The following is a 22,685-nucleotide window of genomic DNA, read 5'->3' as shown; positions in this document are numbered from 1 at the left end:
AGATGAAATTGGAATTTGCAGTTTATCGCTATAATCCTGATGTAGATACGAAGCCGTATATGCAGGATTACAGCTTAGAAGTTCAAGAAGGCACTGACATGATGTTGTTGGATGCGCTTTTATTACTAAAAGAACAAGATCCAACATTATCGTTTCGCCGTTCATGCCGTGAAGGTGTTTGCGGTTCAGACGGTTTGAACATGAATGGTAAAAATGGTTTGGCCTGTATTACCCCAATGTCTACCTTTAAAGGTAAAAAATTGGAAGTGCGTCCTCTACCAGGTATGCCTGTTGTACGCGATTTGATCGTAGATTTATCCCAATTCTACAAGCAGTATGAAAAAATCAAACCTTACTTAATGAATGACGAAAAAACACCTTCACGTGAACATTTACAATCACCGGAAGATAGAGCGCATTTAGACGGTCTGTATGAATGTATTATGTGTGCATGTTGTTCCACAGCGTGTCCATCATTCTGGTGGAACCCTGATAAGTTCGTTGGTCCAAGTGGTTTGTTACATGCTTATCGATTCTTAATTGATAGCCGTGACACTGCAACAGAAGAACGTTTATCAGAAATTGATGACGCATACAGTGTATTCCGTTGTCATGGCATTATGAACTGTGTAGATGTTTGTCCTAAGGGGCTGAACCCTACAAAAGCGATTGGTCATATTAAATCTATGCTACTCAAGCGAGCTGTATAAATGAAACAGAGCCAATTGTTGATGGTGGCAGTATAAATTTTAAAGGGTCACTTCTTATGAGGAGTGGCTCTTTTTATGTGTAAAAAGACTCTTAACTTTTAGTCATAGCCTACGAGTGCAATAATTGGAATTATCCCTGCACATAATCGACTATGCTAAACGTGTACATTTAGTTTTAAAGGAATGGAAATGCACCAAGGCATCATGAAAGCCTGGCTAGAGTCATCTCACTTGTACGGTGCGAATGCTACCTACATTGAAGAGATGTACGAAGCCTATCAAGAAGATCCTCAAGCAGTTTCCGATGATTGGAAAGCTGTTTTTGAAAACCTTCCTTCTATAAATGATTCAAGCGCCCAGCCTCAAGAAGTTGCTCATTCTAAAGTACGAGATTACTTCCGTAGTTTAGCGCTTGATGGAAATCGCGGTAGCTCAGTTAGAGCGTCTGATCCTCAATTAGATGCTAAGCAAGTTAAAGTGCTGCAATTAATTAATGCGCATCGTTTTAGAGGTCATCAAAACGCAAACCTAGATCCACTTGGTTTATGGGTGCGTGAACCTGTCTCTGAATTGAGCCCTGAATTTCATGGTCTTGATAGCCAAGATATGGAAAGTGAGTTTAACACTGGCTCATTCGCTTATGGTGGCGACACTATGAAGCTTGGGGAAATAATAAGTGCGCTTAAAAACACTTATTGTGGTTCAATTGGTGCTGAGTATATGCACATCACTGATACGGATGAAAAGCGTTGGATCCAACAACGTCTTGAACCGTCACAGGGTCGAGCTAATTACGATAAAGCAGCAAAAACTCGTATTTTAGAAGGGTTAAATGCGGCCGAAGGTATGGAAAAATACCTAGGAGCAAAATTCCCAGGCGCAAAACGATTCTCACTTGAAGGTGGTGACTCGCTTGTTCCAATGCTTCGCGAAATTATTTATCGCGCTGGCGAATCTTCTACAAAAGAAGTTGTTATTGGAATGGCACACAGAGGCCGTTTGAATGTATTAGTGAACGTTCTTGGTAAGCAGCCGTCAGAATTATTCGATGAATTTGCAGGAAAGCATGATCACACAACAGGCTCAGGCGACGTAAAATATCATCAAGGTTTCTCCTCTGACTTTGAAACTCCTGCTGGCAATGTACATTTAGCATTAGCATTTAACCCTTCTCATCTTGAGATTGTTAATCCTGTTGTTATTGGTTCTGTTCGAGCACGTCAAGACAGACGTGGTTGTAATGATGGCAGCCAAGTGATGCCGATCACTATCCACGGAGATTCAGCGATTACCGGCCAAGGCATCGTGCAAGAGACGTTCAATATGTCTCAAGCTCGCGGTTTTAAAGTTGGTGGCAGTATTCGCATAGTGATTAACAACCAAGTTGGTTTTACAACTTCAAATACTGAAGATGTTCGCTCAACGGAATACTGTACTGATATTGCGAAAATGGTTCAGGCTCCAATCTTCCATGTAAATGCTGATGATCCTGAAGCCGTTGCTTTTGTCTCTCAGTTAGCGGTTGATTATCGTAACGAATTTAAACGTGATGTGGTTATTGATTTAGTTTGTTATCGCCGCCATGGTCACAATGAAGCCGATGAGCCTAGTGCAACTCAGCCATTGATGTACGCTAAGATTAAAAAACACCCCACACCAAGAAAAATTTATGCTGATAGATTGATTGCAGAAAACTCGATTGCTTCTGAAGATGCTGTAGCAATGGTTAATGCTTATCGTGATGCATTAGATGAAGGCGAGTGCGTTGTTAAAGAATGGCGCCCAATGACGTTGCATTCTGTTGACTGGACTCCTTATTTAAATCGCGAGTGGGATGAAAGCTACGATGATTCAGTCCCAATGGATGATTTAAAGGCTTTATCAGAAAAAATTGCTCATATTCCAGAAAGTCATCCTGTTCAATCTCGCGTTGCTAAGATTTATAAAGATCGGGTTGCTATGTCTATAGGTGAAAAACCTTTGGATTGGGGCTTTGCCGAAAACTTAGCTTATGCGACGATATTAAACGGTAACAAGCGTGTTCGAATCACAGGTCAAGATTCAGGCCGTGGAACCTTCTTCCATCGTCATGCTGTACTGCATAATCAAAAAGACGCAACGACTTATCTACCATTGCGTAATTTAGCTGAAGATCAGGCTCCTATCGACATTACTGATTCAGTATTGTCAGAAGCATCTGTGCTTGCATTTGAGTACGGCTACGCTACGGCAGAACCTGGTGGGTTAACCATTTGGGAAGCTCAGTTTGGAGACTTTGTAAACTGTGCTCAAGTGGTTATTGATCAATTCTTATCATCTGGTGAGCAAAAGTGGGGGCGTTTATGCGGTCTTACTATGTTATTACCACATGGTTATGAAGGGCAGGGGCCAGAGCATTCAAGTGCACGCCTAGAACGGTTCTTACAATTGTGTGCAAACCATAATATGCAAGTTTGTGTACCGTCTACACCTGCTCAGGTTTATCATATGTTGCGCCGACAAGTGGTTCGTCCAATGCGTCGTCCGCTCGTTGTGATGTCACCAAAATCGTTATTGAGACACCCATTGGCTGTTTCAAGCTTTGATGAGCTTGCTAATGGTTCGTTCCAGAATATTATTGGTGAAGTCGATTCATTAGAGTCAAGCAAGATAGATCGAGTCGTTCTTTGTAGCGGAAAAGTCTATTACGACCTTATTCAAAAGCGCAGCGAAAAGAACCTTTCAAACATTGCTATTGTTCGAATTGAGCAATTATATCCATTCCCGCATAAGGAAATGGAAGTCGCGTTAGCTGATTATCAGCATGTGAAAGACTTTGTTTGGTGCCAAGAAGAACCTCAAAACCAAGGTGCATGGTATTGCAGTCAGCATCATTTCCATTCAGCAATTCCCGCTGGAGCGAAATTGACTTATGCTGGTCGAGAAGCATCTGCTGCACCTGCATGTGGTTATGCTGATTTACACATGCGTCAACAAGAAGCCCTAGTTAATAGTGCATTAAAACTTTAGTTACAGTTAGGATAAAGGATAGTTTTTTATGAGTATCGAAATCAAGGTACCCGTACTGCCAGAGTCAGTCGCAGATGCAACCATCGCAACTTGGCATGTTCAGCCTGGAGAGGCTGTAACCCGTGATCAAAATCTAGTCGATATTGAAACAGACAAAGTTGTACTAGAGGTTGTTGCACCGGAAGACGGTTCGTTAGAAGAAATTTTGTTTTCAGATGGTGAAACAGTTCTCGGTGAGCAAGTTATTGCCAAATTTTCGGCTGGTGCTGTAGCGGGTAAAGAAGTTACTAAAGCTGAAGCTGAATCAGCACCTGTTTCATCTAATAATGCTGATGATTCACAGTCTAATGATGCATTAAGCCCATCTGTACGTCGTTTGATTGCTGAGCACAATATAAGCCCTGAACACATTAAGGGGACAGGTGTTGGCGGTCGTATCACTAAAGAAGACGTAGAAGCATTTGTTAAAAATTCTGCATCAGCGCCTAAAGCTGCTTCAGTAGCTGCACCGGTTGCAGTTTCTACAGAAGACCGTAGTGAAAAGCGTGTGCCAATGACACGCCTTAGAAAAACGATTGCCAATCGTTTATTAGAAGCGAAAAACTCAACGGCGATGTTAACAACATTCAACGAAGTTAACATGAAGCCAATCATGAGCATTCGTAAACAATATCAAGAAATTTTCGAAAAGAAACATGGTATTCGTTTAGGCTTTATGTCTTTCTATGTTAAAGCGGTAACTGAAGCGTTAAAACGCTTCCCTGAAGTAAATGCTTCTATCGATGGTGATGACATTGTTTATCACAATTATTTTGATGTCAGCATTGCTGTATCAACGCCACGTGGTCTAGTTACTCCTGTGTTACGTGACACAGATAAAATGAGTCTCGCAGAAATAGAAAAAACTGTGAGAGAGTTAGCAATTAAAGGCAGAGATGGTAAACTCACTGTCGCTGACATGACGGGCGGTAATTTCACTGTAACAAACGGTGGAGTTTTCGGGTCATTAATGTCAACGCCAATTCTGAATTTGCCTCAAAGTGCGATTTTAGGTATGCATGCCATTAAAGATCGTCCTATGGCAGTGAATGGACAAGTTGAAATCTTGCCAATGATGTATCTAGCTCTCTCATATGACCATCGTATTGTTGATGGACGTGAGTCGGTTGGTTTCTTAGTTGCAATTAAAGACTTCTTAGAAGATCCAACACGTCTGTTGCTCGATATTTAGTCGTAGCCAGACATTACCCTAGTGACTGGCCCTTTCGGGCCAGTTTTATTTATAAAGTAGTATACGGATAGATCATCATGAATTTGCATGAGTATCAGGCAAAGCGATTATTTGCCAAATATGGTTTGCCAGTGTCTGAAGGTTTTGCTTGCGATACAGCCCAAGAAGCTGTTGAAGCGGCCGGACATATTGGCGGTGATATGTGGGTTGTTAAGTGTCAAGTACACGCTGGCGGCCGTGGTAAAGCAGGTGGCGTAAAAGTTACTGGCGATAAAGAAGAAATCAGAACATTTGCTGAAAAATGGCTTGGTAAAAATCTTGTTACTTACCAAACTGATGAAGATGGACAGCCTGTAGCTAAGATTTTAGTAGAAAGCTGCACTGATATAGCAAATGAGCTATATCTAGGTGCCGTTATTGACCGTGGTACGCAGCGTATCGTATTTATGGCTTCTACAGAAGGCGGTGTCGAAATTGAAACCGTTGCTGAAGAAACACCAGAGTTGATTCACAAAGCAGTCATTGATCCATTAGTCGGTCCTCAAACATACCAAGCCCGTGATCTTGGCTTCAAGTTAGGTTTAAACCCAACTCAAATGAAGCAGTTCACTAAGGTATTCATGGGTCTTGCTAAAATGTTCAACGACTATGATTTTGCGTTATTGGAAATCAACCCGCTGGTTATTACTGAACAAGGCAATATTCACTGTCTTGACGGTAAAATTGGTGTTGATGGTAATGCATTATTCCGTCAGCCTAAAATACGTGAAATGCATGATCCATCACAAGATGATCCACGTGAAGCACACGCTGCAAAATTCGAGCTTAACTATGTTGCATTAGACGGAAACGTTGGTTGTATGGTTAATGGTGCAGGCCTAGCAATGGGTACTATGGACATCGTAAACCTACATGGCGGTAAGCCAGCTAACTTCCTAGACGTAGGTGGTGGCGCAACAAAAGAGCGCGTTGCAGAAGCATTTAAGATCATTCTTTCTGATGATAACGTTAAAGCGGTTCTAGTGAACATCTTTGGTGGCATCGTACGCTGTGACATGATTGCAGAAGGCATCATTGGCGCGGTTAAAGAAGTTGGCGTTCAAGTTCCTGTAGTTGTTCGTCTTGAAGGTACTAACGCTGAACTTGGTCGTGAAGTGCTAGCAAGCTCTGATCTTGACATTATCGCAGCTGAATCATTGACTGACGCTGCTGAAAAAGTTGTTGCAGCTGCGGAGGGCAAATAATGTCTGTATTAATTAATAAAGATACTAAAGTAATCTGTCAGGGTTTCACTGGTGGTCAAGGTACTTTCCACTCTGAACAAGCGATTGCTTATGGCACTCAAATGGTTGGCGGTGTATCTCCTGGTAAAGGTGGACAAGTTCACCTAGGTTTACCTGTGTTCAACACAGTTAAAGATGCCGTTGCAGAAACATGCGCTACAGCGTCAGTTATCTATGTACCAGCGCCTTTCTGCAAAGATGCAATCCTTGAAGCAATCGACGGTGGCATTGAGCTTATCGTTTGTATTACTGAAGGTATCCCAACTATCGATATGCTTGAAGTTAAAGTTAAGTTAGCTGAAACTGGCGTTCGTATGATTGGTCCTAATTGCCCTGGTGTTATCACTCCGGGTGAATGTAAGATTGGTATTATGCCAGGTCACATTCATAAGCCAGGTAAAGTAGGTATCGTTTCACGTTCAGGTACCTTGACTTATGAAGCCGTTAAGCAAACAACTGACGAAGGTTTCGGTCAATCTACTTGTGTTGGTATTGGTGGCGACCCAATCCCAGGCACTAACTTCATCGACGTTTTAGAAATGTTCCAAAACGACGAAGGTACTGAAGCTATCGTTATGATTGGTGAAATTGGTGGTACAGCTGAAGAAGAAGCGGCTGAATACATTAAAGCTAACGTAACTAAGCCTGTAGTTTCTTACATTGCAGGTGTTACTGCTCCTGCTGGTAAGCGTATGGGTCACGCTGGTGCAATTATCGCTGGCGGTAAAGGTACAGCAGATGAGAAGTTTGCTGCATTAGAAGCGGCTGGTGTAACTACGGTTCGCTCGCTGGCTGATATTGGCAAAGCACTTCGCCAAAAAACGGGTTGGTAAGTAGTTTTATTTACTGATTATAAATAAAGGTCAGCTTTTACTGACCTTTATCCTAAATAAATCGGTTGAACGCACAGTTTAGCTTTAATCTATTGAAGTTAAATACAAAACTAAACAACCCTAATTCACCCATCAGGTAAGTGCTGAACGTTCATATACTTGCCAAAACCACCGCTAGCTGCGTTATAAATTTTGCAAGTAGAGCCACTACTTGCTGCTATTCATACCTTGCTATCGGTAATTTTTTCTGCGTATATGAACGCTCCCAACCGATTTATTTAGGTTTATCGTTATTAACAAAAAAACCATTTTGTTTGAAATCTGTTTTTGTATGCTAAAAACCACAAACTCCCTCCAATATTTTCTGATGTCACGGGTCGAACAGAATCAGAGCTTAAGTCATCAGTTGAATGAATTGCTATTTCCGCAACGCTAGGTGAATAGTTAAGGATTAATTTTCTTGCTCCTTCTCTGGAACATGTTATCCATTGCTCATTTTGACCTTTTGATACTCGTAACTGGATGGCATCTTTTGTGTGTAATTGTTTACCAGTGATAGGGCAGGAAATTGTTGGACAAAAATGATAAGCAGTCTTATTTTCAGAAGTTGCTATGAATAGTTTAAACTTAGGGGCTTTTTGTAGTTTGATTGTAGGTTTGTCTACATCAAATGTCATTCTAATGGTGTCTTTAATCTTAGTGCCATTTTTGCCAGAGTATAAGGCTTGTAGATTTGAATGGTTTTGAACTTGAGGAGTAATACCATTCCTGCTTAATTGTTTTTGTATTTTGCTAACATGTCGGTTAGCAGAAAAAGAACCGAAAGAAAAACAACTATTACTGTGACAATCAGTTGCTTTAACATTCCATTTTGTGCCATTAGGCGTATAGGTAAATTGTTGTGCTTTGCTATTAACCTGACCATTTGGGCTTAGCCAGAGCTGTCTTGATACGCTTGGTTGAATGCTCGCTGTAGCCATAATTGATACCCATAATATGAAAAACACCGATTCATAATAACTCTAAATGTTTAACATAGGCTTACAGTTTCATTATTATTCCGCTTGGAAAGCGAGCATCCATTATTCTTAAAATGGGTTTAACGCTTTATCTTACTATTTTATCAGGTAAACTAGCCCACAAAATTAACCATAGCATGTCAATGAATTGAATTGACGGCAATAGGGGCATTGATGATTACAGCTTACCTATATAAAAATCGCCGCCTTACAATTAAAGAAATAACTGTAAAGGATGACATCCCAGAAGATACTTTATGGTTAGATTTGTACAAACCTGAAGATGATGAACGCGATTGGTTGAATCAATTTTCAGTTGAAGAAGTACCGGATGAAGAAGATATTAATGATATTGAAGCATCGGCCCGTTTTTATCAGAACGCAGATGGATTGCACATTAATTCCTTATTTCCTCAGCGAGTTGGGCAATATATTAAAGGCGTGAATATTTCATTCAACCTTAGAAGTACTTTTTTACTGACCATTCGAGAGGAAGATGTTGGGCTGGTTCGTCTTTTACGTAATTACTTAAGATTAGGACGATTAGAAATATCTTCTCCTCAAGAGTTGTTCCTAGAGTTTTTTACAATCAAAGTCGATTATCTTTCAGATCTTATTGAGGATGTGTACACGGTTCTTGAAGATGTAGGAGTGCAAGTATTTGAAAATGATGAGCTGGACGATGTATTTAAGCTCATTACATTACAAGAAGACTCTAATGGTAAGATAAGATTAAGCTTGCTCGATACACAAAGATCACTTCGTTATTTACAGCGCTATTGTCGTGGGCAAATGTCTGATGAGCATTTAAAAGATATTAGAGAAATGTTGTCTGATATTGAATCGCTTATGCCCCATAGTCAGTTTATTTTTGATAAGTTAAATTTCTTATTGGATGCCGCAATGGGCTTTACAGGCTTACAACAGAATAAAATTATTAAAATTTTCTCTGTTGCCGCTGTAGTTTTCTTACCTCCGACGTTGATCGCCAGTAGTTACGGCATGAACTTTGGAAAAATGCCAGAGTTAGCGTGGGAATATGGTTATCCTATGGCTATAGGTATGATGCTTGCGAGTGCAGTAGGTACTTACCTTTTCTTTAAGAGAAAGCAATGGCTATAAAGTTACAGTTTTAATTTCAACGCACGTGGGTTTTGATTCATCAAATGATAGTCATCACCATTAATTTTACTTAGTGAGCCAAGTATAATATGGATTTTATAGAAGTTTATCCGAATGCATTACCTGATGAGTTTTGTGATCGATTAGTCGATGTGTTTTCTAAGCATCAGGGAGTTAGAGCTGGTGAAACGGGTCCATGGTATCGATGAAACTAAAAAAAACAGCCTAGATCTTACTTTAGATAATTTTGAAGATCTTGCTAGCATTAAAAATGAACTGTTAGGTTATACATTAGAGAAAGCAACGGATTATTTCACAAAATATTCTATGGCACTGATGGGAGCTGTTTCCGTTTCAGTGGCTGACGAAAAAGGAAAACCTGTTGTTCTTGTTCCTGATAATTTTGAAAAACTAGGGCGTCCACGTGCAGAGCCTTTAGTAAAATATTTATATCGGAGCGGTACAATTAATTTACAGAAATATATAAAGAATGCTGGTGGCTATCATCACTGGCATTCAGAGCAATTTCCTCAAATACCGCACAATGAAGCTCTTCATCGAGTTGTACTTTATATGTTTTACCTTAATGATGTGGAAGAAGGTGGAGAAACTGAATTTTATTATCAGCAGCGAAAAATTAAACCTAAAAAAGGTAGTATGGTCATAGCTCCAGCTGGATTTACCCATACTCATAAAGGTCATATTCCGGTATCAGGTGATAAATTTATTGCGACGTCATGGATCATGTGGAATCCCGCAGATCGCCTTTATGCTCCAATCGCATAGTAAATAAGGCTTACAGGGTAAGGGACATAACTTCATTTTGTTACACATGTCCTTTCAATGTAAATCAGTTATGTATCTTGGTTTCTATTCGGATTTCTAATTTGGTAATAACTTCGATCAAACTTTTAAGGAGCTGATTAACGGCTCCTTTTTTTATACAAGGCTTAAGCTGATTTTCATATGTTGTTAGCTTATTAAGAAATACTTTAAGTGTGGATAACTCATCAGAAAAATATTCTTCAATGTTATTAAATTCGAACCTGTATTTAAGGTATCCTCCGAAATCCCAAAAGTCACTCGCACTCCAATTAGCTAACATTGAGTCAATATCTTTTTCTGTTAGTGTATGAAGAATGGCTTTGTGGTGATATTTATCTCTAAATTGCTCACGAACAGTCACCCATGATTGAACAAGTGAGTGAGTGAACTTTTCTATTTCTGATTTCTTTTGCAGACCTTTCAGTTCGTTTTTGAGGCAATCGTAAATACTTTCTAGATCTTTACAAATAAAGTTGTGGTGATAGAAGCGCTCTTCGTCAGGGGTTAGATCAAATGATTCCACTGCTTTGTTTTTGGATAATTCAATAATAACCGATTTTGAAGATAGTTCTTCTGAGTTAATAAAGCCATTCTCTATGAAGTATAGGTATTGGTCACAAAATGTCATCCACTTGAATAAGCTTATTTTTTCACTAGAAATAATCGTATTGTGTAATTTAATTATTGCTATCTTTAGTTCTTGTGGTTCATGTTTTACAGGCGATATCATTATAAAAGCGTCAAGTTCACTATGGTTATTAGTTTCAGGAAGCTTTAATTCACTTTTTAAATCCTTGAATCTATAAACCCCTTCATAACAAAAATCGATCATGTTATCTGTTAGCTGATATGGATAGCTTTCAATTGAACTTTCAATTCTTAGGTGCTTTTTTCCTTCCTCAGTTTCGCTATCTTTTTCTCCAAAAAACGCAGATGGATCATAAGAACTGATCTCAGACTTTGTTATACCGTGAGATAATGAAGCGTTGCATAGAAGTAATATTTGATTAAAAATGAACCGTTGGGATGCTTTAATATCAATATCTTTAACTTTGCTCAGTTCAGCTGATAACTTATGAAATCTTGTGAATGCTCGTTTTATTATTCTGAGATTTTTGACATCTTTTGAATTATTTAATGCGTTCATTAATTGGGCTACATCAACCTGTATTTCCTCGAACTGATTTTTGATTATATTGACAACTTCTATATCAGTAAGCTTGAAATTAATCTGATCAGAGAATACTTTTTCAAAATCTTTATATGAACCTTTTTCCATATGCTTTGAATTCGCAATAACTATAACTTTGACGTTCTTACGGTCTGCAAGGTTAAAGCACTCACCAAGAATTTGAGCAACTAGCTTTTTGTCTTGTAATCGTTCTAAATCATCAACAATGAGAATAAAGTCTGACAAATGTTCAAAGAGCTTATGCTTAGCTACTCCAGCTATACCTGAAACGATGCTACTTATAGAACCTTTATAACCTTCATTTTTAAAAGCTGCATCAATGGTATTCGCACCTAGCTTAGAATACCAAGACGTCTTTTCTTTCTTAAAATACCTTAATGATAGAATTTTATCTCTAAAGTCATTAATACTCGATAGTCCATATACGGATAAGTAAGCGGAACGGTTTTGGTTGTCATTGAACAACTTAGTTTCAAGCGAAGGAGTCAGTTGCTCTCTAACAAAATGAGTTTTACCGCTTCCCCAGACACCATCTAGTAAAACCATTGGTGGAAAAGAGTCATCAGTTAATAAAGTTACAAATTGTTCAATATAATGTTCCATACAAACCCAGTTAGTAATGCAGCATGTTAGACAAGATACTGGATTGTATTCTGTTTAAGCTTTAATGGAAAACCACTTGGAGAATTTTGTGATGGGTTGTATGTTTGCTATAAGGGATGCTGCGACTTAGGTTATACCGACGTATAATCCAAACAGAGTAATTTACGGTTGCAGCCAAATGTCTACTTCAATTTACCTTTCTAGTGAGTCCAAAAGGATAATTAAACTTGCATCCAGTAAACTTCATGGGATGGAGAAAAGAGTTTTTATGGCCGAAGTATCCAAAACCTTCTGCTGTGGGAGTCCACGCTTAACTGAAACAGAATTTGGCTGGTGTCGAAAGGCTGTTGCGCTTGGGCTTCATGAACAAGAAACGGGCTTCGAGTGTTTCGGAAACTATGACGGAAAACCTCGAAGTGAAGTGAGTCAGCCTCAATTAGAAATAGATATTAGAGCGTTAGTAGATCCTGAATCGCAAGCCGACCCGAAGTTTAAAAATACGTTTGTGTATACCCGAATTACAGCGAAAGGCGTCAGAAAAAAGTTAATTGAAGAAAAAGGCTGGCTACCTGAAGAATTACCTAAAGAAAGAACCATTAACGACATATTAAATCGACTGGGATACAGACTTCGACGAGTCCAAAAAACTAAACCCCAAAAAAAATTCCTCAAACAGACGCTATCTTTGAAAACGTAAACAAAATCAATAAAGAAACAACCGGTAATAAAAAAGTCATCCGTATTAGTATCGACTGTAAAGCGACAGTTAATGTTGGTGAGTATTCCCGTTACGGTAAATCTCGTAGTGCTGATGCTGTTCAAGCGTTGGATCATGATATGGAAATAAAAAAGAAAATGATCCCGTTCGGAATTCTTAACCTCGACAATGATCAACTTCATGTTTTTTATGGCAACTCAAATAAAACAAGTGACTTCATTTGTGACGCACTTGAATGGTGGTGGGATTCAGTTAAAAGTGAAAATCTAGAAGTGGAAGAACTCATTATTTTTTCAGATAATGGTCCTGAAAATAGTGGCTGTCGTACTCAATACCTGTTTAGATTAGTAGCGTTTAGTGAACAATCGAAACTCAAGATTCGAAACGTCTACTACCCGCCATACCACAGTAAGTACAACCCGATAGAACGAGTCTGGTCATCGTTAGAGAGGCATTGGAATGGCACATTACTGAGTACAGCCAAAACGGTAATAGAATGGACAAAAACAATGACATGGAAAGCGATGAGCCCAGTAGTCAATTTAATTGATAAAATTTACTCAAAAGGAGTCAAGCTCAATAACAAAGAAAAAGAAGAGCTGGAAAGTAAAATAGTCAGAAATAGTGAATTACCAAAGTGGGATCTTACAATCACTCCAATTGCGGTAGATTTTTAAATGCTAGATCCCTAAGTGCAGTTTGTTACACACATTCTGGATCATGTGGAATTCAGCAGAGCGCCTTTATGCGCCAATCTCTTAATATGTGAGGTTTTCAAGGGAAGGGACAATAACTTCATTTTGTTACACATGTCCCTTTTTTAGTTGATTGAAAAATTAAATTGCTATTGCTAAATTAATGCATCCGCACTCACTGAAAAGCCAGCATCTTTTAACTCCTTAACCAAAGATAGTTGAAAGCTATCTCTCGAGTTATAAACAATACCGCTAATATCATTTGGTGTTTCAATTTCTCCAGCTGAATTATCAACTACCAGAGTGACTCTATTTCTTCCTAGTTTAGCAAGAAGATAGCCATGTTCGAATATGACGTTTTGTCTTGCTCTCGGTCTAAGGTTTGAATCACTTTTCAGAGTTCCATGATCGTCAGGTGTATATAAAACAGAAATTGATCAGAGCAATCTCAAAAAAATCTATTTAATTTAAATGTAATATTTTCAATTGCTTGATAAAATATTACGTAACTACTCAATAAGTTGTGGTAGTTCGAGCCCCTTTCAGCACCAAGTCTCCCAGTAAAGGGATGGTGTTTTTAAGAGAAAGCCTGTCATTTAAAAACGCCCAAAATGACAAGTTTTGTTTTTGGCAGGTTTTGCGCAAACTCGAAAAGGTGTCTCGACATTGGCGTCCTAAATCACTTCTTGTTCCACCACTTACTTTTCGCCTTTTGACATGTTCTCGCAAATCGTTTTCACTGCCGTCGGTATGTACCGGAATTTCAGGCCGTTCCAGCACTCGAAGTAGAGACGATTTATGTTTGTGCAGTCGTTTTAGTTGTTGATTCAAGGTTTGATAGCTGGTCTTTTGCGTAAAAATATCATCAAATCTTTTAGAGAGTTGTTCTGCTTTTTTGGCACAAGGCTGAACTTTATAACATTTAAGCTCACGGTAAAAATCCCAAATCTCATTTCTCACTTTTTTGATATCGCTCCGATGCTCAGGGCAAAGTGGAATTAGGTTGTGAATGAGCCTTTCTGCATGAACCTAGCACAACGCATGAATGAGTACTTTAAATTGTCCTGCACCATCACTGACAACAACCAAGGATTCGATAGGTTGCACTTCAAGAGCCTGAGCAAATAACGTCCCTTCGGTCGCCCATCGCATATGACGGTCAGAGGAAAAGCCTAGCTGTTGTAAATGCTCTTGCCATTGTGCTTCGTTATTAAAAAATTGACATGGATGATTGGCAAGACTTTTCCGCTGTGCAATGGGTAATTTTTTTTGTTTCATGTAATTCAGCGCAGCCGTATTAATGCGATATCCGAGTTGGTCTGCGCACAGCAAGGACAAGAAATTTACTCGACTTTTACTTCTTGAACTTTGAAACCAAGCAAAAAGCTCATTACCTATATGAGTGACAAAGCCATTTTTGCCTTGATGGCGTCCACCTGTATCGTCAGTCGTGATGTAACCGGTACTGCCTAGCCCTTTGTTCAGTAAATCATCCTTTTCTTGATGAAAGTCATCATATTTTTCTGATAACAAACGGTTAAGTTGGCCTGCTGAAATATCAACGCCCCATTCTCTGAGTTGCTCAAGCAGTAGTGACTGAGTCACTTGGCAATAATGGTATTGTTTGATGGCATATGAGCTTCAGGCTCTATGACTTTTTCATTATTAATTTGTAGGTTAGCCGTTTTACTGCGCTTTCCTTTTCGCTTGCTAGACTTCCCTTTGTTAGAGCCGTTTTCATCGTTATCAGGGTCAGTATTATCGTCCATACCACTGGGTTTGAACTTGGGTTTCTTTTTCTGATTTTTAAGCTCTTTGATTTCATCTTCTAAAATTTGAACACGCTCAGAAAGCTCTACAATAGTTTGTTGTAGAGTTTCGACAGTAGGACGACATTCAGGGCAAACTGAATCAGATAAATCAGGAATTTTTAGCTTCAAAATCAAGTGAAATAATTAAACTTGATGAGAGTATGAAGCCTTAAAATAAGCAGTCAAATTGATCGCACGATCGTTACAAAGTCTTACAAATTGTCGGCTTACCACAACTTATTGAGTAATTACCCTAGCTCTGGTTGCGATTCTAGGTATTCAAACAGCGGTAGCTCTGATTCAAGGATTTTTCTATTGTGCTTGGCTCGCACAACAAATCGCTCATTATGTGCTTGTTTGTCTTGTAGGTAGCTTTGAATATCCGCTTCTCTATCGCAAACCGAAATCACCCGTGACATGGTGTCACCTAAACGTTGACGGCAAAAGTGTGAAGCATCAGCCTATTTACCACTTTCCTTTTCATCTGCATCTTCAGGATTATCAGGACGACGCCACCAGTCTTGATGAATCATCCCAATCGTTTTAGTAGTAAATCCATCTAATAAAAGTGTTGAGTGAACCCACCATCCGCGGGCTTTATCTTTTACACGGCCTAACTTCCCTAATTCGGAGGCGACTTGGTGTTTATAGCTGAGTGAAGTGGTGTCATCTATCGCTAAGATTTCTAAGTATGATTGAGCTTGCTCGGCAGTGTGATCAAACCCAGAACAGCGGATTACTTCTGGTGCAACAGAATTATTATGCATCAACCTATATGCTCCCTCTTGCTTTGCTTCATTCCCTTGGCATGATAGAGCGATTGACTTGCCACTACAACGAGCCATATCGGCTACGGTTTCTACAAGACGTTTTGTTCTTCTAGAATCGCCAGTATTGGCTTTTTGAAAATGATTTTTTGACCATTTTTCAGGGTTAAAAATTGACATGTTTTTACTGCTTGACTTGGAGTATTTCCAGATCAGATCAACGATATTCAAATAAGTTCAATTAAGTTAAGATTTGTGTAGAAGAGTCAGGTATTAATCTCTAATAAAATGCTCAAAGTTACCACGTCTTAATTCAGACTCAAATGCACGACATTGTTCACTCCTAGGGAGTAAATCAATTATAAAGCGAATAAAAGTGCTCGTGATTCCATCTCCTGTAACTTTTTTTTCTGGCTCTACTCGCCAAACATTATCCACACCGTTATGTAAATAATTTAGATATACAACTTCAGTAGATTTGTTATGAGTACCTAGATTATTAATGGTAAGTTGAGTCGGTAAGTTCTTACTTATTTTACCTATAAAATTGTTAAATTGACTGTCACTGTCTGAAATTGGGTTCCAGTTTACAGAAGCTAAATAATTCATTGGGCTTGCCATATACATTCTCGAATAGTGAACTTATGGGAATTGTAAATGGTTTCAATTTATTTTGTGATTAATTAGGCTTAATTATAAGAGTAAACTAAAGCTTACTAATTGAATATTCATAACATATGAGAGAAAGTTCGTGATGGTGAGGTAAAGCTTTTAACCTGATCACGTACTTCTTGTAGTTCAATCCTTTGCTGCTCTGTAAGTTGTTCATTTTTTAAAATATCTGATAATGAAACAGGGAGATTGCCAGTCTCTATTGGAGTATTTAGCAAAGATAATAGTTCTATGTATTCTTTAGAATACAAGATATGGAAATTATTAAGAAATACTGGGTTTTTAAGTGTAAATAGTCCACTTGGACAAACTAATTCTGATGGAATATCAGCAGGAAGTTCTTCGAGCCAGTGTTCAATAACTACTGAGCCATCTTGTCCTTTCATTATGTGCTTACGAGTTGGAATATTTTTGAATGCATCATCGAGAAGGTGGTTTGCTGTTGTTCTAGAAGGAGAAAGACGAAGAGCTTGCCCTTTACCGTTGTAGGTAGAAATTTTGTAAATGACAACTAAACTACCAAATGAGACAGATACAAGGGCTGGGCCACCGCAAGCTCCGATACAAGCGCCAGCAAATCCACCGCCCACAAGGCCAGCGACACAATTTCCCGCACCAGAAGTTAAAGTTCCAGTTAAGGCGCCTGTAAGCATGCCTGCAAAGCCACCAGGAAAAGCAGACAAAATAGTGCTCCAGCAGCATCTATCCCATGTGAGACATGAAGGTTTATCTTTTTCTTTGAAATATTGTTCGTTTGGAGTTGGGTTAGTCGTTTGTGGGCTTACATTTAGCCTATAAACCAATTGTTCTCCATGTTTTTCAATAGTGATTAACTCGGTAGGAGAGTCTATAGCTACTGAACTATATGAACTGCCTAATTGAGGTTGAATATTTGGTATGGCAGGTTGAATAAATGCTGACAATTTACACTCCAGAACATAAAAGGTGTTATACCAATTACAGTAATTAAATGCTCAACTCAGAGCTATGTAAGTACCTGACCATAAGTTTCTTAAGGTTTTCTAGTGCCCAGTTTCAGCACTCTACGGTGTTGCAATTTCGGTTACATAGCTACGGCTATGCGCCCCACATTGCGTCTTGTATAGCACTAAACCTGAACACAATAATTATCAAAGAACTTATCGACAGGTACTTATGTGTTCAAAGTGCAATCGAAATTGATGAAGGAATAGCTGTTACCGACATTCAAAGCTGTCGTTATTACATTGCTATGTCAAGACAATTTTGAGAAGTATTCTTTATAAACCAAAGTGAACACATACAAGCTCCCGAAGGGCAAGGCTAAAGGGTTCCATTACTGCGTTACAAGCACTTGAATTATCCCGACAAAAGCACGAAGTGCGTTGAACGCCAACTTTGTATGGCGGCCGTTAGGGTACATAGTACTTCGAGCTTGTGCCTTGCACTGAAACCCTTTAGTTCTTGCTGAGTGAGAGATTAATTACTGTAATTGGTACTAAGTCTCGTTTGATGTAGTTTAAGCATTTGAAGCCTTACTAGATTATAAGACTGTTAAGGTACTTTTGTTTATACGAAAGTTGTAGGTTATATATCTTCCAGATTACCTACAAAGCTCAGCTAACTTTGTCGCTACTCCAGCAAAAGCTGGATAAGGAAGTAACGACAGTTTTGGATGTCGGTAGCCTAGGGTCTGTTGATCTTTCAGGATTAAATTTTGTGCTATTTGAGCATTTATCTGTTCAAGGCGTGAGCAGTGATGCTTAGCCCTCTAAGTGAGCTGGTCACAACACAGAACAGTGAATGCTCAAAAGCATCGAAAAAAGAGAGAGCGTAAATTGGTCGCTCTTTCTAAATAAAAGGTGCTGCGTTATCGTTTTCTTACTTGGAAACGAAGTAACGACAGTTTTGTATGTCGATAATAATCAAACCTCACAAACTCTGCCTTGCATAAAATAACCAATTTATCGCTGCAAAAACAATCACGAAAGATCAACAGACCCTAGTGCCTTTGCTTTTTCCTATAGAAAGCCACTGGATACCAGTCTACACTGGTATGACGATCTATTAACTATATTGTTCAATGAGTTAATAGATCAACAGTAACTTTGGTTGAGCTTAATGAGTAATCTGGTATATCTTTGTAAAATATAACGGCTAAAGTGGCTTCTTGAGGGATTTTAAATATTCTAAACCACCGATTATTACGGCTACTTGTGCGTGATTACATTCACTCGTAGTGACTTTAGGGCTATCAGGGTAAACTTCCGTTGTCGTGCAGTATTGAGCATTTGAAAATCCAGCACAAAGCCCAAGTTTCTTAGTCGGATAGTTAATCACACCATCTTGCTCGATTGGTTTACTTAAAATTAAGCCATCAGCTTCTGGTGGAGCTATGTGAGTAATTTTGCGTACAGATTCAATAATAGTGCGTTGAAAGTCGGCCTGTGGATTTTCTGAATCACCAACTAAATAGAAACCATCGGGGATAGTGCCGGCAGAATAATTTTTGCCATCTCGTGATGCCAGGGCTGGTCTGAATTCGTTCTCGTCTGAATCAGTCGTTTCGTGAAGGTCAAAATGAGCATAAATTGGGACATTTAAAGCGCGAACGAAAGCCATTACTTGCGCTGACTCTTCAGCTGGGCTGTTATCATAAAATGAACGATTAGGATCTACCGCATTAGGGTTCCAGCGGTTAATGGTTTCGAAACCCCAAGGGCTAATACATGGGGTGATGATAAAATTGAAGTGATTTAAATAATCATCTACATGCTGTTTTGCGAATAATAATGCACCTTGCACACCACTGGTTTCATACCCATGAACACCGCCAGTAATCAGAATAGTTGGTTTCGATTCATCCCAATTTAATGATGTTAAGCCAAAAAGTGGAAAGCGTTTTGGATCGATAGGTAAACTACCATACTGGGTTATTTTAAAGTGACTAACTAAGGATGGTAATGTGTTAAGCACAGTTTCCTTGTAGCTTCTTTGAGTTGTAGCATTATTAAACCAAGCTTTTTTTTCCTGCTCTTTCCAAGGTTGATTTGGTGTTCCAATAGGGTAAAAATGATTCATAATAATGCCTTTTATTTGGTTTTATATTTGGCATTAAGGATAAAGCACAGATATCGCCATAGCAATCCTGTGCAGTTTTTCATCTTAAATCACTTTTTAGCTATAACAAATGAAAATAACTAATTGGGAGCGCGCTTTAATACAAAGTCAGCGGCTTTATCTAATCTTGGATCATCAGGGTTTGATGTATTGGTTGTCCAGACAATTTTGCCACTTCTATCAATGAAAACAGTGGTCGGTGTTCCGCGGACATTATACGCTTTTGCTACCTTGTCACCATCAACTAAAGTCAAAAAATTGATGCCCCTCTTTGTGAGCGCTTCGCCTGGTGTTGCTCCGCCATCTTCTCGAAAACTAACCCCTAACATTTTCAGTTCAGGGATGCCATTGTTGATGTGTTTTTTATACATGCGATTCAGTCCGGGCTGAAGTTTTTTACAATACGGGCACCAAGTTGCCCAAAAGTGCAGAACAAGAGGTTGCCCTTTATAGTCGGTAAGTTGGTGGATTTTGCCATTACTGTCTTTGAGTTGAAAGTTAGGTGCTTGTTTTAAATCAGAATCCGAATGAGACATAAAACTTAACGTAAGGCTTCCAATAAATATAAGTATTTTTGTCAATGTGTTCATGGTACTACTTCACAGTGCTTATAAGCTGAGATATGTTAGACCGTGTATTATTTGAAATATTTTCAGTCTAGAAAAAAATAAGGTAGATCAATGCTGAATAATGATTTGAATCGAGGAAATGTTTTATTGCTCAGTCAGCATGATAATAAAATAGGACATGCTTCAATCGTACAAGCCATGAAAGGTTCGAAAGGAAAACGAGTTGGTTACATTGCTTCTGAACCAGATACCAATAGAATATTCTACAACGCGTGTAAAACTGTTTATGAAAAACTCGGTTTTGAGATGAACGTCTACCTAGAATTGGAAGATGAATATAATGAACAATCAGTAGAGGCTCTTTTTAACTGCGATGCAGTACACTTAAGTGGCGGAGATACATTTAGATTTTTAAAAGGACTTCAAACTAGAGGTTTATTGCACAGGATCAGTGAATTTAATTTATCTGGCGGTATTGTCATTGGCGTGAGCGCTGGAGCAATGATAATAACTCCGAGTATTGAGTCAGCATTTCTTTGTGGTGATAAAAACACAGTAAATTTAACAGATTTTACAGGGTTACACCTTGTTAATTTACGTTTTATTCCTCATGTAAACAAACTAATTATTGATGGTGCTTTACCAAATACATGGGATTGTGATGTATTTTTTTGCAGCGATTACGATGGTATTTTGATTAAAAATGAGCAATTACAATATATCGGTGAACCGATAAAAATAAACGCTGAATCGCAGGGAAAGTTTTTATTAAGGGAGCTAGCGATTTAGAAAGTACCAATCTTTGTCATACCAGCGAAGGCTGGTATCCAGTGACTCTTATAGAAAAAAGCAAAGGCAGTAGGGTCTGTTGATCTTTCGTGATTGTTTTTGCAGCGATAGATTGGTTATTTTATGCAAGACAGAGCTTGTGCGGTTTGGTTATTATCGACATACAAAACTGTCGTTACTTCGTTTCCAAATAAGCAAGCGATAACGCAGTACCTTTTATTTAGAAAGAGCGACCAATTTACGCTCTCTCTTTTTTCGATGCTTTTGAGCATTCACTGTTCTGTGTTATGACCAGCTCACTTAGATGGCTAAGCATCACGGCTCACGCCTTGAACAGATAAATGCTCAAATAGCACAAAATTTAATCCTGAAAGATCAACAGACCCTAGACTACCGACATACAAAACTGTCGTTACTTCGTTTCCTGCCTGCGCTGGAGTGACGAGAACTCATCGGTATACTTTCTTCCGCAACTTTCCTAAAGTGGATGATCTTTCAGATCCGCAAATTGCTCTGTTTTTAGAAGAACACCTTAATGATATGAAAAGGATTTCGCCGCCAGAATATGTTCATGCACTCGACTTAGGCTCTTTAAAGGCTAAAAATGTCACTTTTGGACACTGTGGGAAGATAATTTATTAGTAGGTTGTGGTGCATTAAAACTGTAATTGGTATTAAATGAGACGAGTGCAGAAATAAAATCAATGAGAACATCTAAGGGTTATAGAAATAAAGGGTTAGGTGAAAAACTACTGACACATATTGAAAACTATGCAAGTTTGAATGGATTGAGCTGCTTGCATTTAGAAATAGGTTCAATGTCATTCTTTGAACCTGCTCATCGACTGTATTTGAAAAACGGATTTAATTTTTGTAAACCGTTTTCCGATTATAAAGCAAACCCCTACAGCCGATTCATCCTAGAAACATCAGTTGACTGCGTTCTCAAGCGTAGAAAAAATGGCTGATAGTAAGGCGTAGCTTGCAGCAAGTAGTTATTCTACTTGCAAAAGTTACAACGCAGATAGCAGTCATTTTAGCAAGCTTGTGAGCGTAGAGCACTTCACTCATTGGGTGAAAGCCATGATGATAAAATCATCGTATTGCTCAAACAGTTACTCATATACTCAGCGTTCAACTGATGATTTTAGGTTCATGAGTAAAAACTTGTAGTGTATTTCTTAATCACTCTTGGCGCAGTTTTTTAACAGTTCGATAAAAAACTGAGCACCTTTTTTGTCAGCAAATGCTTTGTTTCTCTGAGGGATAGATTCTGGCTCACTATAAGTTTCAAGTGCTTTTTCGATGCTGGCTTCACGAATAATGTGTAAAGTTGGGTAGGGCGCACGATTCGTGAAGTTGGTTGGTGAATCGAAATCCTCGCCTTCAAAGCAGTATTCAGGATGAAAACTGGCAATTTGATAAGTACCTTCATAGTCTAATTCGTTGATCAAATCTTCTGCTAGATATACGGCTTCTAGATAGCGGTTAAAGTGATTAAAACCGTTTGGAAGTATGACCAATGACGTTTCAGCTTCTGGATGAGTATCCATGTATTGATATTCTTCAATGAGCTTATCAGCAATGCGACTTATTTTTTTATCTTCGAAAACAACATAACGGATGCTTTCATTTTCAACTTCTTGGCGTGCAAAAGGGCAAATGTTGTATTTCATTATTACCCTTTTTACCCAGTTATCAGTATGCTGAATAAGGAGTTGGTTTTCTTCTTTCATTG

At 38.7% G+C, this 22,685-nt stretch carries 20 protein-coding genes and 3 pseudogenes; 11 read left to right on the top strand and 12 right to left on the bottom strand.

The features are described 5' to 3' along the window. Nucleotides 1–2: 2 nt before the first annotated feature. The 5 genes from E2I05_RS13080 (at nt 3) to sucD (ending at nt 7,066) form a co-directional block, all read left to right on the top strand. A complete protein-coding gene (locus tag E2I05_RS13080) occupies nt 3–710 on the top strand; it encodes a succinate dehydrogenase iron-sulfur subunit (protein ID WP_121852427.1) in 708 nt (235 codons plus the stop codon). A 189-nt stretch (nt 711–899) separates the two neighbouring features. Next, nucleotides 900–3,719 (top strand): 2-oxoglutarate dehydrogenase E1 component, encoded by a 2,820-nt coding sequence (gene sucA / locus E2I05_RS13075; RefSeq protein WP_121852426.1) that lies wholly within the window; start codon nt 900–902, stop codon nt 3,717–3,719. Between the two features lie 28 nt (nt 3,720–3,747). Beyond that, nucleotides 3,748–4,950 carry a 2-oxoglutarate dehydrogenase complex dihydrolipoyllysine-residue succinyltransferase gene (gene odhB, locus E2I05_RS13070; protein ID WP_121852425.1) on the top strand — a complete coding sequence of 401 codons (1,203 nt, stop codon included), beginning with the start codon at nt 3,748–3,750 and terminating at the stop codon, nt 4,948–4,950. 77 nt (nt 4,951–5,027) lie between these two features. Then, nucleotides 5,028–6,194 carry an ADP-forming succinate--CoA ligase subunit beta gene (gene sucC, locus E2I05_RS13065; protein ID WP_121852424.1) on the top strand — a complete coding sequence of 389 codons (1,167 nt, stop codon included), beginning with the start codon at nt 5,028–5,030 and terminating at the stop codon, nt 6,192–6,194. Next, the gene (gene sucD, locus E2I05_RS13060; protein ID WP_121852423.1) at nt 6,194–7,066 is read left to right on the top strand and encodes a succinate--CoA ligase subunit alpha; all 873 of its coding nucleotides are present in this window, start codon (nt 6,194–6,196) and stop codon (nt 7,064–7,066) included. Before sucC ends, sucD begins: the two co-directional genes overlap by 1 nt. 293 nt (nt 7,067–7,359) lie before the next feature. On the opposite strand, the gene E2I05_RS13055 is transcribed toward sucD, so the two are convergent. Then, on the bottom strand, nt 7,360–8,046 hold the full coding sequence (locus tag E2I05_RS13055; protein WP_121852422.1) for a hypothetical protein: 687 nt from the start codon (nt 8,044–8,046) through the stop codon (nt 7,360–7,362). Nucleotides 8,047–8,259: 213 nt separating this feature from the next. Between E2I05_RS13055 and corA the strand changes: the two genes are divergently transcribed. Together corA and E2I05_RS13045 are read left to right on the top strand one after the other, a co-directional pair. Continuing rightward, nucleotides 8,260–9,207, top strand: coding sequence for a magnesium/cobalt transporter CorA (gene corA, locus E2I05_RS13050; RefSeq protein ID WP_121852421.1), 948 nt, complete (start codon nt 8,260–8,262; stop codon nt 9,205–9,207). Nucleotides 9,208–9,296: 89 nt separating this feature from the next. Next, nucleotides 9,297–9,993: pseudogene (locus E2I05_RS13045) on the top strand (2OG-Fe(II) oxygenase). A 64-nt stretch (nt 9,994–10,057) separates the two neighbouring features. Here the strand turns inward: E2I05_RS13045 and E2I05_RS13040 are convergent. After that, complete coding sequence (locus E2I05_RS13040) at nt 10,058–11,827, bottom strand: P-loop NTPase fold protein (RefSeq protein WP_121852420.1); 1,770 nt, start codon at nt 11,825–11,827, stop codon at nt 10,058–10,060. A 178-nt stretch (nt 11,828–12,005) separates the two neighbouring features. Between E2I05_RS13040 and E2I05_RS23060 the strand changes: the two are divergent. Next, nucleotides 12,006–13,222: pseudogene (locus E2I05_RS23060) on the top strand (ISAzo13 family transposase). 173 nt (nt 13,223–13,395) lie between these two features. Here the strand turns inward: E2I05_RS23060 and E2I05_RS13025 are convergent. The 9 genes and pseudogenes from E2I05_RS13025 to E2I05_RS12995 form a co-directional block, all read right to left on the bottom strand. Continuing rightward, entirely contained in the window at nt 13,396–13,674 is a 279-nt protein-coding gene (locus E2I05_RS13025) for a TIR domain-containing protein (protein WP_121855327.1), read from the bottom strand. 79 nt (nt 13,675–13,753) lie between these two features. Beyond that, nucleotides 13,754–14,200: an IS66 family transposase gene (locus tag E2I05_RS22355; protein ID WP_218939891.1), complete on the bottom strand. Its 447-nt coding sequence runs from the start codon at nt 14,198–14,200 to the stop codon at nt 13,754–13,756. Nucleotides 14,201–14,269: 69 nt separating this feature from the next. Then, nucleotides 14,270–14,845, bottom strand: a complete 576-nt coding sequence (locus tag E2I05_RS22350; protein ID WP_218939890.1) for a hypothetical protein — start codon at nt 14,843–14,845, stop codon at nt 14,270–14,272. After that, nucleotides 14,842–15,180 carry a hypothetical protein gene (locus E2I05_RS22345; RefSeq protein WP_218939889.1) on the bottom strand — a complete coding sequence of 113 codons (339 nt, stop codon included), beginning with the start codon at nt 15,178–15,180 and terminating at the stop codon, nt 14,842–14,844. The genes E2I05_RS22350 and E2I05_RS22345 overlap by 4 nt, the downstream gene beginning before the upstream one ends. Nucleotides 15,181–15,302: 122 nt before the next feature. Next, nucleotides 15,303–15,998, bottom strand: a pseudogene (locus tag E2I05_RS13015) (IS4 family transposase); the annotation flags it as partial. A gap of 93 nt (nt 15,999–16,091) precedes the next feature. After that, nucleotides 16,092–16,439: a hypothetical protein gene (locus E2I05_RS13010; protein ID WP_133309689.1), complete on the bottom strand. Its 348-nt coding sequence runs from the start codon at nt 16,437–16,439 to the stop codon at nt 16,092–16,094. Between the two features lie 107 nt (nt 16,440–16,546). Then, nucleotides 16,547–17,413 (bottom strand): hypothetical protein, encoded by an 867-nt coding sequence (locus E2I05_RS13005; protein WP_121854749.1) that lies wholly within the window; start codon nt 17,411–17,413, stop codon nt 16,547–16,549. A gap of 1,213 nt (nt 17,414–18,626) precedes the next feature. Then, entirely contained in the window at nt 18,627–19,550 is a 924-nt protein-coding gene (locus E2I05_RS13000; RefSeq protein WP_207805317.1) for a M14 family metallopeptidase, read from the bottom strand. 119 nt (nt 19,551–19,669) lie between these two features. Continuing rightward, nucleotides 19,670–20,179: a peroxiredoxin family protein gene (locus tag E2I05_RS12995; RefSeq protein WP_165905547.1), complete on the bottom strand. Its 510-nt coding sequence runs from the start codon at nt 20,177–20,179 to the stop codon at nt 19,670–19,672. Nucleotides 20,180–20,269: 90 nt separating this feature from the next. Between E2I05_RS12995 and E2I05_RS12990 the strand changes: the two genes are divergently transcribed. The 3 genes from E2I05_RS12990 to E2I05_RS22850 all read left to right on the top strand — a co-directional run bounded on the left by E2I05_RS12990 (nt 20,270) and on the right by E2I05_RS22850 (nt 21,915). Then, entirely contained in the window at nt 20,270–20,947 is a 678-nt protein-coding gene (locus E2I05_RS12990; protein WP_121854752.1) for a Type 1 glutamine amidotransferase-like domain-containing protein, read from the top strand. A gap of 438 nt (nt 20,948–21,385) precedes the next feature. Then, the gene (locus E2I05_RS22855) at nt 21,386–21,589 is read left to right on the top strand and encodes a hypothetical protein (RefSeq protein WP_312018415.1); all 204 of its coding nucleotides are present in this window, start codon (nt 21,386–21,388) and stop codon (nt 21,587–21,589) included. A gap of 62 nt (nt 21,590–21,651) precedes the next feature. Next, on the top strand, nt 21,652–21,915 hold the full coding sequence (locus E2I05_RS22850; RefSeq protein ID WP_312018416.1) for a GNAT family N-acetyltransferase: 264 nt from the start codon (nt 21,652–21,654) through the stop codon (nt 21,913–21,915). Between the two features lie 213 nt (nt 21,916–22,128). Here the strand turns inward: E2I05_RS22850 and E2I05_RS12980 are convergent, their stop codons facing one another. Further along, a complete protein-coding gene (locus tag E2I05_RS12980; protein ID WP_121854753.1) occupies nt 22,129–22,683 on the bottom strand; it encodes a DUF1415 domain-containing protein in 555 nt (184 codons plus the stop codon). Between the last annotated feature and the right edge of the window lie 2 nt (nt 22,684–22,685).

Origin of the sequence: Parashewanella spongiae (assembly GCF_004358345.1) — a bacterium.
In the GTDB taxonomy this organism is placed as follows: Bacteria; Pseudomonadota; Gammaproteobacteria; order Enterobacterales; family Shewanellaceae; genus Parashewanella; species Parashewanella spongiae.
Note: the sequence above shows the minus strand (reverse complement) of the source record. Positions and strands in the feature narration are given on the sequence as shown.